The organism is Vibrio sp. A11, assembly GCF_013048705.1.
Lineage (GTDB): Bacteria > Pseudomonadota > Gammaproteobacteria > Enterobacterales > Vibrionaceae > Vibrio > Vibrio metschnikovii.
This window is the reverse complement of sequence record NZ_VHSI01000010.1, coordinates 43,561-55,882: the sequence shown is the minus strand read 5'-3', so window position 1 is coordinate 55,882 and position 12,322 is coordinate 43,561. Positions and strand designations below refer to the sequence as shown.

The following is a 12,322-nucleotide window of genomic DNA, read 5'->3' as shown; positions in this document are numbered from 1 at the left end:
GTGGTAAAGCGATTTAGCAATGAAACCAGCACGCAGTCAAAAAAAAATTGAGAGTCCTCACTCTTGGTCCCAACTAAAAAATGGCCAGTGGGTGTGTGAGTCTATTCAAACCCGGCTTGACGAGTGGTGTCCAAAGCTTTTCGGTTATCACATGCTAAAATTGGGCGGTTTGAGCTGTGAGCTGTCCAGCGGTAATTGTACTATTCAACACCAAGTCCATCTGGATATCCATAATCCGCTCCATACGGTCATCGCTGATGCTTATGATTTACCCTTTTTAGAAAAGAGCATTGATGTTGCGATTATTGCCCATCAATTAGATTACTGTAACGACCCGCACCGTATCTTGCGTGAAGTTGACCGAGTATTGATTGATGACGGTTATGTGATTATTACTGGTTTTAATCCGATCAGTTTAACTGGCCTTGCCAGTATGATGCCTTGGCGTAAACATAACCTTCCTTGGAGTGGGCGTATGTTTACTTCGAGCCGCATTAAAGATTGGCTCAGTGTGCTGAACTATCAAGTTTTAGAATGTGATCAATACGCGCTTTTTCCGATGCAGAAATATCGTCCGCTTTGGGCCTGGTTAGAAAATGCGATGGGTGGCTGGGCAAGTCCGTTAGGAAGCTTATATTTTATTGTGGCTCGCAAGCGAACTTATCCACTTAAACCCATTAAACCACACTGGCGTTTGAAGCGACGTTTTTCGCCAGTTGGTTTTAACTATCGGGTCAAGTCAGAAGATCAATAGTTGATGATATTTCCAAGCGCTGGTTGAACCAGACGATAGCGAGCCTATGTGCCATTCTAAGTTGACTTAATAGTCATGAATTTAGGGTTGATAACCGACATCGTCTTCCGTTGGGTTTTCCGCCGCGCTACGTGCCAATTGATCACACATTTCATTTTCACGGTGACCGGCATGCCCTTTTACCCAGCGCCAATCGACCTGATGTCGCTCGGTTTCTTTTTCTAAGGCTTGCCATAAGTCGGCATTTTTCACTGGTTTTTTATCCGCCGTTTTCCAGCCTCGTTGTTTCCAGTTATGAATCCATTGAGTGATGCCTTGACGAACATATTGGCTGTCGGTGGTTAGGATGACATCGCAGGGCTCTTTTAAGCTTTGTAGAGCGATGACCGCCGCGAGCATTTCCATTCGATTATTGGTGGTGAGGCGATAGCCCTTCGATAAGGTCTTTTCAGTTTTTTTATAGCGTAACACTACGCCATAGCCACCCGGGCCAGGATTGCCTAAACACGACCCATCAGTGAAAATTTCCACTTGTTTGTTCATGATTTGATACTATTGGATTATTCACACAATTGGCATAGTCTGACATAGATATCCTTATGAATACTAGCAGCAATTCGCAACACAATCGTATTGTGGTACTTGATACCGAAACGACAGGTATGAACTTTGAAGGCGGACCTCATTATGAAGGCCATCGGATCATTGAGATCGGCGCGGTTGAAATTATCGATCGGAAATTAACCGGACGGCATTTCCATGTTTATTTAAAACCAGATCGTGAGATTCAACCGCAAGCAATTGAAGTTCATGGTATTACCGATGCCTTCTTAGTCGATAAGCCGCAATATAAAGAAGTCCATCAGGAGTTTTTAGACTTTATCAAAGGGGCGGAGTTAGTGGCTCATAACGCGTCATTTGACGTCGGCTTTATGGATTATGAGTTCGCCAAAGTCAACCCTGCGATTGGCAAAACTGAGCAGTATTGCAAAATTACCGATACCTTGGCGATGGCGAAGAAAATCTTCCCCGGTAAGCGCAATAACCTCGATATTCTTTGTGATCGCTATGGGATAGATAATTCACATCGAACCTTGCACGGCGCTTTGCTCGATGCGGAAATCCTCGCTGATGTTTATTTATTAATGACTGGTGGGCAGACTTCATTACAGTTTTCTGCTAGTTCACAAAGTGGCGAGCCGGCTGGGAGTTTTGTGCAGCGCGTACAAGGTGAGAGGAAAAACCTTAAGGTTTTACGTGCATCGGCCGATGAAATAGAAGCTCACCAACAACGTTTGGATGTGGTTGAAAAAAGTGGAATTTGCCTCTGGCGTCAGTAGGAGAGAGTATGTTACGGCTAGGAATAGTGATACTGAGTTTGTTATGCAGTATAGGAAGTTTTGCCAGCAATGAATCATCGCTTACCTTGCTTGATAACCGTTTTCGGGTGGATCCTACGATTTCACAAATCACCTTTGTCATTTATCGAGAGCAAAACTCCCGTCCTGTGGTATTAGTTCGCCCAGACGGTTTTAAGTATTATGCTTCTCGTCACCCTGATTACGTTCGATGGTATCAAGAGTCATCAATGGATATCGTTTCGATTGATAAACCGATGCCGGGGCCGTGGCAAGCTATAGGCCAGATTTCGCCCAATAACCACGTGCGTTTGATTTCGCATTTGCAATTGGAAACTGATCAATTACCGCATCGCTTATATCAAGATGAAACAATTAAATTTACCGCGCGTTTAACCTCGGACGGCGAGCCGCTGTTATTAAGAGATTTCCTTGATCGGGTTAAGCTTACCGTGACCTTTACTCGTTATGTCGACGATGAACAACAGTTACCTCAAGAAATGCGTCCAATTCCCGAAGTAATTGGGCAATTTACCGATGATGGTCGAGGATTAGATGAAAAGCCGGGTGATGGTGTTTTTACCGTCGCTTTACCGATAACTCCTGAACCGGGTAAGTACCGTGTGCGCATCACTTCGGGCAATGGTGTCTTTTTACGTGCTCAAGAACAGGTAATTTTGGTTTATCCCGCTCCAGTTGTGGCCACCTTTATTCAGTCACGAACTCAAGGTGTTGCTCATCAAATTAGTTTTAATGGTGAACGAGGCATGATAGAGCCTGGTTCTATGGTTGCGCATATCGAGCATCGAGAGTTAGGACAACCGCCATTTCTTGCCCAAGGGCAAGCCGACCCCTCTGGTTTAGGCGTTGTTCTAATGGTTCCTAATGAGAAGCAATTTGGTAATTTTGCGTGGAATGGGCAAGTTTATGCGACGGATTTAGCAACCCAAAGACCACTCATCTTCCCCATTCGAGAGCAAACCTATGGGGTGGTCAGTGAAATTGATTTAGCGACGACTCGGCGTATGCAAGAAGCTGAGTTAGAAAATCTTCGTCGTTTAGAGCAAGAAAAGCTCATTCAACATATGCGAGAGCAAGCTCGCCGCCGTACGATGATGTACATTATTTTGGGTAATCTTTTCGTTATTATTGTTGCGCTTGCAGGGTGGTTTATTCGTCGTAAGCTGAAAGCGAAAGCGGTAGCTATACAAGAGATGAATCTAAATATTCCGAAAAAACCGTAAACCATAATAGTGAAGAAAAGAAAATAACCGCAACAAAAAAGGAGGCAAGCCTCCTTTTTTGTTTATTGAGCAAACGCTAAACGCTCGTTTTTTCTGATTGAGTGGTCCCCTTTTTCTCGTTTGAAGTTACGCGACTTCTTCGAGTTTGGGGTGAGACTTTTTTGCTGCAAGTTCCTGCGGGTCAAAATCATCAACGTTAATCGTGTATAGGCGATGGGCCTCAGCTTCAATCAATAGATCTGCTTCCCACTGAGTAAGCAACTGCTTCTCTAATCCGATTTTCGCTAGCTGATCCAACTGAGTAAAAGGGCGACGCTGATTGAGCGCGTCACACATCTTAGTAAAGATTGGCTCAGCTTGGAGAATAATACTCAACGCTTGTTCTATCTTACCTGCTGGGTTGTGTTCGGTTGGCAGTAAGTATTGATTACGTCCTAAGCGTGAACGTGCAGCACTAGGGGTTTGTAAGATCTGAGCAACCTGACTATCCAAATGGTCATTGGGCGCTTTGCGAACTCGTCCAATAGGCATAATCAGAACGCGAAGCAACTTACCAATAACAGGATTAGGGAAGTTAGCTAAGAACTCATCAATCGCTAATTCAGTTTGCTTCAAACTATCTTGAAGTCCCCAATGAACGAATGGTAAATCTTCACTTGGTCGTCCATCATTTTCAAAGCGTTTTAGAGTCGCAGAGCTTAAGTACAATTGACTTAATATGTCTCCAAGGCGGGCGGATAAGCGCTCTCTACGTTTGAGTGAACCACCCAATACCGCCATCGAAATGTCGGCCAGTAATGCTAAGTTGGCACTGTAACGATTAAGTTTTTGGTAATAACGCTTGGTGGGGCCTTTGCTTGGCGCTGCCGAGCCATAGCCATCGGTAATCCCAAACCAAATACTGCGCACCAGGTTACTTAAAGTAAAGGAAACATGGCCAGCGAGAGCTTGGTCAAACTGCTCTACAGCGTCTGAACGGTCTGAGTAAGCGGCTTCCATCTCTTTTAGTACATAAGGATGGCAGCGAATGGCTCCCTGACCAAAGATGATCATGGAACGAGTTAAAATATTCGCCCCTTCAACGGTAATGGCAATCGGTGAACCTTGGTAACCACGCGCTAAAAAGTTGGCTGGGCCTAAGCAGATCCCTTTTCCGCCGACGATGTCCATCGCATCAATAATTGAACGTTGACCACGATGAGTACAGTGGTACTTCACTATCGCTGAAATAACGGACGGTTTTTCGCCTAAATCGATGCCTGCTACGGTTAAATTACTCGCTGCATCCATCACATAAGCGTTGCCCCCTAAACGCGCGAGTGGTTCTTCAATACCTTCCATTTGACCAATCGGTTGCTTGAACTGACGGCGAATACGCGCATAAGCTCCGGTTGCTAGGGCGGCGGTTTTTAGGCCTCCCGTTGAGTTGGAGGGAAGAGTAATACCACGACCAACCGATAAACACTCAACGAGCATACGCCAGCCTTGCCCAGCCATTTTTGGCCCACCAATGATGAAATCAAGGGGAACAAAAAGATCGGTCGCTCGGGTTGGACCATTTTGGAAAGGCACATTGAGCGGGAAATGACGATTACCAATCTCAACCCCTTTTAAGTGAGTGGGTATCAAAGCACAGGTGATGCCCAGCTCAGGCGTATCCCCTAGTAGACCATCAGGATCTCGCAGTTTAAAAGCTAAGCCAAGTACGGTAGCGACGGGGGCTAAAGTGATATAACGCTTGTTCCAGGTGAGACGCATACCAAGCACTTCTTTCCCTTCCCATTCGCCTTTGCAGACCACGCCAAAATCAGGAATAGATCCAGCATCCGATCCCGCTTCTGGGCTAGTGAGTGCAAAACAGGGGATCTCTTTACCTTCCGCGAGGCGAGGTAAATAGTAGTCTTTCTGCTCTTGAGTACCATAATGTTGCAACAGCTCACCTGGGCCTAAAGAGTTTGGAACACCAACGGTGGAGGAAAGCACTCCAGAGACACCGGTTAATTTTTGCAGTACCAGAGATTGTGCATAAGCTGAAAATTCTAAACCGCCGTATTTTTTCTTAATGATCATCGCAAAAAATTTATGATCTTTCAGATATTGCCAGACTTCAGGGGGTAAGTCGGCCAACTCGTGAGTGACTTGATAGTCATTCACCATCGCGCAGACTTCGTTAACTGGGCCATCAAGGAAAGCCTGTTCTTCGGCACTCAGTGTTGGAGCTTTGATATTTTTCAGTTGCTGCCAGTCTGGTTTACCTTTAAACAGCTCGGCTTCCCACCACACGGTACCCGCTTCGAGTGCTTCTTTTTCCGTTTGTGACATGGCAGGTAATACTTTTTTAAAAACCCGTAGAGCTTTCCCGCTGATTAAGCTTTGGCGAACGGATGGAACGGCAAAAATAGCGACTGCCGCTAGATAGATAACCCAGCCAAAGAAACCAATCGGGCCAAACAAGGTTAAGCCAAACATGGTTAGGGTTAAAGCGACTAATCCAGTAAATAGCGACGTACGATGGTATAAGCAAGCGCTTAATACCAGCAATATGCCGAGTGCAGAGAGCAAGATATCCATAATTATTTCCTTTTACAGACTCAATGAGACCTGATGGGTGAAGTGGTCTAACCAGTATGATTGTAATCAATATATTAATGAAATGTAAAACATCAAACCGGTCAAAAAGTGATCTCAGTGAAAAGAAAACTGCAAATTGTGCGTCAAGCGTCAATTTTGCATAGAAAATATCATCGGATTCGGTCAATTTGTTGAGAACAGACTCTCGACAGAGAATCTCGTTTGGGTAAACTCAATGACATACCTGAGTTTCCCTAATTGAAACTTACCTGTCAGCAGAATAACCAAGAGACCAGATTATGTATCATGATTTAATTCGCAGTGAACTTAATGAAGCCGCCGAAGTATTGAATGCCTTTTTAAGCGATGATCACAATATTGCGCAAATTGAAGCTGCAGCAAAAATGATTGCTGATTCTTTTAAACAGGGGGGGAAAGTACTGTCTTGTGGTAATGGCGGCTCGCATTGTGATGCGATGCATTTTGCTGAAGAGTTAACGGGTCGTTATCGTGACAATCGTCCGGGTTATCCTGGAATTGCGATTTCAGATCCCAGCCATCTTTCTTGTGTAAGTAATGATTTTGGTTATGACTACGTTTTTTCGCGCTACGTAGAAGCCGTGGGAAGCAAAGGCGACGTGCTGTTTGGTCTTTCTACTTCAGGTAATTCAGGCAACATTTTAAAAGCGATTGAAGCGGCGAAGGCGAAAGGGATGAAGACGATAGCCCTCACCGGAAAAGATGGTGGAAAAATGGCTGGCCTTGCTGATGTAGAAATTCGCGTTCCACATTTTGGTTATGCTGATCGCATCCAAGAGGTGCACATTAAAATCATTCACATTGTTATCCAACTGATTGAAAAAGAGATGGCATAAATCGAACGATGGATTTGCTGAGAGTGAATCTAATCGCCGAGGGTTTATTAGGAGTGATATAAACCATGTGTGAATTACTCGGTATGAGTGCCAATGTTCCGACCGATATCTGCTTTAGCTTTACGGGTTTAATGCAACGCGGCGGTAAAACGGGTCCCCATCGTGATGGATGGGGGATAACCTTTTATGAAGGTCGTGGTTTTCGGACGTTTAAAGATCCAGCGCCCAGTTGTCAGTCACAAATCGCTCAGTTGGTGCAGAACTATCCGATAAAAAGTTGTGCAGTGATTAGCCATATTCGTCAAGCGAATCGTGGGGCGGTTAACTTAGAAAATACCCACCCGTTCACGCGTGAATTATGGGGGCGATATTGGACTTTTGCGCATAATGGTCAACTGGTTGATTATCAGCGTTTGGCGCAAGGGCGTCATCGCCCGGTTGGTCAAACTGATAGTGAAGCGGCATTTTGTTGGTTACTGGATAAGTTAGAGCAGCGTTACCCGCAGATCCCCGACAATATGCTGTCGGTTTTCCAGTATGTGAGTCAATTATGCGATCAACTGCGTGATAAAGGCGTATTTAATATGCTTTTGTCTGATGGCGATTATCTGATGAGTTATTGTACTAACCATCTGTACTGGATCACTCGTCGTGCCCCCTTTGGTCATGCAGCATTGATTGATGAAGATGTTGAAGTGAATTTTCAAGAAGAGACGACGCCTAATGATGTAGTCTCGGTGATTGCTACTCAACCTTTGACAGGAAATGAAATATGGCAACGTATGAAGCCAGGCGAGTTTAATTTGTTCCACTTAGGTGAGCGAGTGGCGACGAATGTTGACCAATTGACTGCGGTCGCCTTTGCCCAAGCCAAGCCGGGTAATCAGGCCCCGACTGAACCGTTAGGCTAAAGAGTTTCATTAATACCAAGGGGAGTTGATACTCCCCTTGGTTATGTCGTGGCGTGAGCTACTGATCCGCGTAGCCATGAATCCCTAAAATATGACCATCCAAAAGGGCTTTGCTATTCGTCATGGTTAAGCGTCCTTCGACAAACCACTGTACGACTAAGGGATAGATACGATATTCCTGAGATTGTACTCGAGCAGTCAGGCTTTCTACCGTATCGTTATCAAAAATAGGCACTTTGGCTTGTAAAATCACCGGACCGCCATCCAATTGCTCAGTAACAAAGTGGACGCTAGTACCGTGTTCTTCATCGCCAGCATGAATCGCTCTTTGATAAGTGTTTAACCCTGGGTACTTAGGCAGTAATGAGGGATGGATATTGATCATCCGACCAAAATAATGGCGAACAAAATCACTACTTAAGATACGCATATAGCCAGCGAGTACCACTAAATCTGGCGCATATTCATCCATCCACTTCATTAAATCAGCGTCAAATGCATCACGAGTTTCATAGGCCTTAGGATCAACAAAATGTGCTGCGGCTCCCGCTTTTTTTGCTCGCTCTAAAGCGTATGCTGTTGCTTTGTTTGAAAAAACAGCCGTTACTTTGCCATTATGGATACTTGTCTCACAAGCATCGATGATCGCTTGTAAATTAGAACCATTTCCTGAAACTAAAACAACAATACTTTTCATGAATTATTTGATCTCTACTTGCTCTTCATTGGTTTGTGCTTGAGCAATCTGACCGATAACCCATGCCGTTTCACCTGCTTGCTGTAGCAGCTCAACCGCCCCTTGAGCTTGGGCTTGAGGTAGGGCAATCACTAAGCCGACGCCACAGTTGAACGTACGATACATTTCACGCGTTGCTACATTGCCTTTCTCTTGTAGCCAAGTGAAAATCGCTGGCCATTGCCAACTGCTACCATCAATCACCGCTTTAGTTCCTTGCGGTAATACTCGTGGGATGTTTTCCCAGAAACCGCCGCCAGTAATATGAGAAATAGCGTGAATATCATGTTCAGCAATCAGCTTTAAGCCAGATTTTATATAAATTCGGGTTGGTTCAAGTAAATGTTCACCGATGGTTTTACCAGCCAATTGTTCATTCTTATCAGCGCCCGAGACTTCAAGAATTTTACGGATTAGTGAGTAGCCATTAGAGTGAGGACCACTGGAACCGACAGCGATGAGTGCATCACCCACGGCCACTTTGGAACCATCGATAATCGCTTCTTTCTCAACCACACCGACACAGAACCCAGCGACGTCATAGTCTTCGCCTTCGTACATTCCCGGCATCTCTGCTGTTTCTCCGCCGATTAACGCGCATCCCGCTTGGACACAGCCATCGGCAATCCCAGAGACGACATCCGCTGCTGTATCGACGTCCAGTTTTCCGGTCGCATAGTAATCAAGGAAAAACAGCGGTTCTGCACCTTGTACGATCAAATCATTGACGCACATCGCCACTAAATCGATGCCGATGGTGTCGTGTTTTTTCATATCCAAAGCTAAGCGTAGTTTTGTCCCTACGCCATCGGTCCCAGAAACCAAAACCGGATGCTTGTATTTACTTGGAAGTTCACACAGGGCACCAAAGCCGCCAAGGCCACCCATAACTTCAGGACGACGAGTACGCTTTACTGCGCCTTTAATTCGTTCAACCAGTGCGTTGCCTGCATCAATATCTACACCGGCATCTTTGTAGCTAAGAGAAGTGTTGTTACCGCTCACGGGGGAAGTCCTCGATCTAATTGGATATGAAAACGCCGCTATTCTACAGGGCTTAAATCAAAAAAGAAAACGTTTGCGTCAGTTTTTTTATCCAGATTTAAACGCTTAAAATAGGTAGAAATGCGTGTATAATCGAAAAGTTTATTTAAATTATGCCGGAGATGAAAATGAAAGTTGTTGAAGTGAAACACCCTCTAGTCAAACATAAACTGGGTTTAATGCGAGAAGGTGATATCAGCACTAAACGTTTTCGTGAGCTAGCGACTGAGGTTGCCAGTTTATTAACTTATGAAGCGACTTCAGATTTTGAGACAGAAAAAGTGACGATTGAAGGCTGGGATGGTCCTGTTGCTGTTGATCAAATTAAAGGCAAAAAGGTCACGGTTGTCCCGATTCTACGTGCGGGCCTTGGTATGATGGATGGGGTACTAGAGCATATTCCTAGCGCAAGAATCAGTGTTGTCGGCATCTACCGTGATGAAGAAACACTTGAGCCAGTGCCTTACTTTAATAAACTGGCATCGAACATTGAAGAGCGTATTGCGCTGGTGGTTGACCCTATGTTGGCGACTGGTGGCTCGATGATTGCAACGATTGATCTTCTAAAAGAGAAAGGATGTAATCAAATAAAAGTGCTAGTCTTGGTCGCAGCGCCAGAAGGCATTGAAGCACTGAAAAAAGTGCATCCAGATGTTGAACTTTACACCGCCGCCATTGATGAGAAACTCAATGACAAAGGCTACATCGTGCCTGGTTTGGGAGATGCTGGCGATAAGATTTTTGGTACTAAATAACGGCGTTTTTTAATTCGCTAAGTGATACAAACATGATGAGGAGCCTTGGCTCCTCATCATGTTTCAAGGTCTGCTATTTTTTCAAGCTCAGCGTGCCGGCTTTTCGGGTTGGATTACGGCGTGCAGAACGAGCAGTATTGTCGTTACGTTTAACGTCGCCGTGCTGCTGGCGCTGTTCTCGCCCTTTTTTTGAATTTGGCGCATGACGAAACTCATGGGCTTGACGCCCCTGATAAGTTTTGTGGGGAGCTTCGGAGGTGGTTTTGGATTGCGCCAATCGACTATCAAACAATTTTGCATCGGTGGCTTTGCGGATCTGTTTACCTGAACTATCGGTTTTTGATGCCTCTTCAGTACTGACTGAGCTTTCGCACATCGCGAGGATCTCATTGACTTCGGCATCGGTTAAATAACGCCATTGACCATTCGGTATGCCATCTAGTGTGATGTTCATAATACGTACACGACGTAGTTTAAACACTTCATAACCCAGTGCTTCACACATGCGACGAATTTGTCTATTTAATCCTTGGGTAAGGATAATTCTAAATGAGTACTGGGTCTCTTGAACCACTTTACACGGTAGGGTGACGGTATCAAGAATATTGACCCCCGCAGACATTTGACGAATAAATTCTGCACTAATCGGTTTATTGACCCGTACCACGTATTCCTTTTCGTGGTTATTACCGGCACGTAAAATTTTATTAACGATATCACCGTCATTAGTCAAAAAAATCAACCCATCAGAGGGTTTATCGAGGCGACCGATGGGGAATATACGTTTATTGTGTCCAATAAAATCGACAATATTACCAGGGACATCTCGTTCGGTGGTACAGGTGATGCCAGTCGGTTTATTTAACGCAATATAAATCGGTTTTTCTTTATAGCCGACCGGTTTGCCATCAATGCATACTTGGTCGTGTTCAGTGACTTTGCTGCCCATTGGTGGCAGTTGCCCATTAATGGTTACACGACCTTGCTCAATCAGTTTGTCGGCCTCACGGCGCGAACAAAAGCCCGTTTCACTAATGTATTTATTTAAGCGTTTTTCGGTTAACGATGACATGAAAACTCCTGACGTTTCTCAACGGAATGGTGAAAAAATGAAATGAAGTAGATGAACGGAGCATTTTACCAGTTATTGCACTTTAACCAAGCCGTTTTTGATGGCGTTCTCGATTCTCACTTTTCTGATTTTTACTTTTCTTTAACAGCAGATAAACCGCACCACTTCCACCGTGAAAGCGTTGTGCACTATGCGCGCATTGTACTTCATCAATTTGAGTTAACCAGCTGGCGACAAAGCTTTTCATTAACGCTTGTGGGGTAGAGCGCTCCCCTCGACCATGGACGATGAGCACGGTTCGCAAGTCCATTTTTATGCATTGAGCGATAAAGTGAATCACTTCGTCGCGAGCTTGTTTGAGGGTTTTTCGATGTAAGTCTAGTCGTGCTTGTAAGGGGTATTTACCTAAGCGGAGTTTCTTATACACCCCATCCTGAATACCTGCTTTTTTATATTCAATGATGTCATCAGGTTTGAGCATGGCGGCGCAATCGATGGAAAGATAATCCGGTTCTTGCGTCGATAACGTGATGGCTGCTTGGCGTTTGGCGAGTTGTGCTTCGGTGATAGTATGCGGTTTGTTAAGTTGTGCGACATCGTGAGCCAGTGGTTTCACATCATCCATCATTTGCTGAAATAGTTCTAAATCATCGTTAGGCATCATCACACCTTAAATTCGCAATTGGCTTGGTAAGTTGATTATACCGATGCAGAGAAAGCGTTGATCAGTTTGTTATTAAAAAAACCGAAGTAGACAAATTATCTACTTCGGTGCATAGCGTGAGACTATTTAACAATCGAAGCTAAGCGATCTAGTGAGGAGATTTGTCCTTGATCACTTTGTAAACCACTAAACTGGCTAAAAGTAGCCTGAGGCTGACCGTCTGTAGATTAAGCGGATAGCATTACCCAGTCGTTACTTAGGTCTGACGTCTCTGTTTCTCACAAAGTGTTTAAAGACCCTGACACCTTAAAACCCTGCCCAAGTTTTGACGCTGATCT

General features: G+C 44.7%; 12 protein-coding genes. 6 read left to right on the top strand and 6 right to left on the bottom strand.

Going from position 1 to position 12,322, the window contains the following annotated elements:
- Positions 1–19: 19 nt before the first annotated feature.
- Positions 20–754, top strand: a complete 735-nt coding sequence (locus tag FKQ60_RS11750) for a class I SAM-dependent methyltransferase (protein ID WP_158138803.1) — start codon at positions 20–22, stop codon at positions 752–754.
- A gap of 81 nt (positions 755–835) precedes the next feature.
- On the opposite strand, the gene rnhA is transcribed toward FKQ60_RS11750, so the two are convergent.
- The gene (rnhA, locus tag FKQ60_RS11745; RefSeq protein ID WP_170905100.1) at positions 836–1,297 is read right to left on the bottom strand and encodes a ribonuclease HI; all 462 of its coding nucleotides are present in this window, start codon (positions 1,295–1,297) and stop codon (positions 836–838) included.
- 56 nt (positions 1,298–1,353) lie between these two features.
- Here rnhA and dnaQ point away from each other — a divergent pair, with 56 nt between their 5' ends.
- Positions 1,354–2,094: a DNA polymerase III subunit epsilon gene (dnaQ, locus tag FKQ60_RS11740; protein ID WP_004394686.1), complete on the top strand. Its 741-nt coding sequence runs from the start codon at positions 1,354–1,356 to the stop codon at positions 2,092–2,094.
- Between the two features lie 8 nt (positions 2,095–2,102).
- Positions 2,103–3,356, top strand: coding sequence for a TIGR03503 family protein (locus FKQ60_RS11735; RefSeq protein ID WP_158138801.1), 1,254 nt, complete (start codon positions 2,103–2,105; stop codon positions 3,354–3,356).
- Positions 3,357–3,482: 126 nt separating this feature from the next.
- Here the strand turns inward: FKQ60_RS11735 and fadE are convergent, their stop codons facing one another.
- Positions 3,483–5,927: an acyl-CoA dehydrogenase FadE gene (fadE, locus tag FKQ60_RS11730; protein ID WP_170906544.1), complete on the bottom strand. Its 2,445-nt coding sequence runs from the start codon at positions 5,925–5,927 to the stop codon at positions 3,483–3,485.
- A 299-nt stretch (positions 5,928–6,226) separates the two neighbouring features.
- Here fadE and lpcA point away from each other — a divergent pair, with 299 nt between their 5' ends.
- Both lpcA and FKQ60_RS11720 read left to right on the top strand, forming a co-directional pair.
- Positions 6,227–6,802 carry a D-sedoheptulose 7-phosphate isomerase gene (gene lpcA, locus FKQ60_RS11725; RefSeq protein WP_004394689.1) on the top strand — a complete coding sequence of 192 codons (576 nt, stop codon included), beginning with the start codon at positions 6,227–6,229 and terminating at the stop codon, positions 6,800–6,802.
- A 65-nt stretch (positions 6,803–6,867) separates the two neighbouring features.
- A complete protein-coding gene (locus FKQ60_RS11720; RefSeq protein WP_004394690.1) occupies positions 6,868–7,713 on the top strand; it encodes a class II glutamine amidotransferase in 846 nt (281 codons plus the stop codon).
- Between the two features lie 58 nt (positions 7,714–7,771).
- Here FKQ60_RS11720 and purN read toward each other — a convergent pair whose 3' ends face one another.
- Both purN and purM read right to left on the bottom strand, forming a co-directional pair.
- Entirely contained in the window at positions 7,772–8,410 is a 639-nt protein-coding gene (gene purN / locus FKQ60_RS11715) for a phosphoribosylglycinamide formyltransferase (RefSeq protein WP_170906543.1), read from the bottom strand.
- Positions 8,411–8,413: 3 nt separating this feature from the next.
- The gene (gene purM / locus FKQ60_RS11710) at positions 8,414–9,454 is read right to left on the bottom strand and encodes a phosphoribosylformylglycinamidine cyclo-ligase (protein WP_170906542.1); all 1,041 of its coding nucleotides are present in this window, start codon (positions 9,452–9,454) and stop codon (positions 8,414–8,416) included.
- A gap of 167 nt (positions 9,455–9,621) precedes the next feature.
- Between purM and upp the strand changes: the two genes are divergently transcribed.
- Positions 9,622–10,248 (top strand): uracil phosphoribosyltransferase, encoded by a 627-nt coding sequence (upp, locus tag FKQ60_RS11705; RefSeq protein WP_004394693.1) that lies wholly within the window; start codon positions 9,622–9,624, stop codon positions 10,246–10,248.
- Positions 10,249–10,321: 73 nt separating this feature from the next.
- Here upp and rluF read toward each other — a convergent pair whose 3' ends face one another.
- Positions 10,322–11,320: a 23S rRNA pseudouridine(2604) synthase RluF gene (rluF, locus tag FKQ60_RS11700; RefSeq protein ID WP_170906541.1), complete on the bottom strand. Its 999-nt coding sequence runs from the start codon at positions 11,318–11,320 to the stop codon at positions 10,322–10,324.
- Positions 11,321–11,402: 82 nt separating this feature from the next.
- Entirely contained in the window at positions 11,403–11,981 is a 579-nt protein-coding gene (smrA, locus tag FKQ60_RS11695; RefSeq protein WP_004394695.1) for a DNA endonuclease SmrA, read from the bottom strand.
- Between the last annotated feature and the right edge of the window lie 341 nt (positions 11,982–12,322).

What these genes read in the sequence shown, in the direction of transcription:
- FKQ60_RS11750 (WP_158138803.1), top strand. Translation starts at nt 20, where the DNA reads ATGAAACCAGCACGCAGTCAAAAAAAAATTGAGAGTCCTCACTCTTGG.
- rnhA (WP_170905100.1), bottom strand. Translation starts at nt 1,297, where the DNA reads ATGAACAAACAAGTGGAAATTTTCACTGATGGGTCGTGTTTAGGCAAT.
- dnaQ (WP_004394686.1), top strand. Translation starts at nt 1,354, where the DNA reads ATGAATACTAGCAGCAATTCGCAACACAATCGTATTGTGGTACTTGAT.
- FKQ60_RS11735 (WP_158138801.1), top strand. Translation starts at nt 2,103, where the DNA reads ATGTTACGGCTAGGAATAGTGATACTGAGTTTGTTATGCAGTATAGGA.
- fadE (WP_170906544.1), bottom strand. Translation starts at nt 5,927, where the DNA reads ATGGATATCTTGCTCTCTGCACTCGGCATATTGCTGGTATTAAGCGCT.
- lpcA (WP_004394689.1), top strand. Translation starts at nt 6,227, where the DNA reads ATGTATCATGATTTAATTCGCAGTGAACTTAATGAAGCCGCCGAAGTA.
- FKQ60_RS11720 (WP_004394690.1), top strand. Translation starts at nt 6,868, where the DNA reads ATGTGTGAATTACTCGGTATGAGTGCCAATGTTCCGACCGATATCTGC.
- purN (WP_170906543.1), bottom strand. Translation starts at nt 8,410, where the DNA reads ATGAAAAGTATTGTTGTTTTAGTTTCAGGAAATGGTTCTAATTTACAA.
- upp (WP_004394693.1), top strand. Translation starts at nt 9,622, where the DNA reads ATGAAAGTTGTTGAAGTGAAACACCCTCTAGTCAAACATAAACTGGGT.
- rluF (WP_170906541.1), bottom strand. Translation starts at nt 11,320, where the DNA reads ATGTCATCGTTAACCGAAAAACGCTTAAATAAATACATTAGTGAAACG.
- smrA (WP_004394695.1), bottom strand. Translation starts at nt 11,981, where the DNA reads ATGCCTAACGATGATTTAGAACTATTTCAGCAAATGATGGATGATGTG.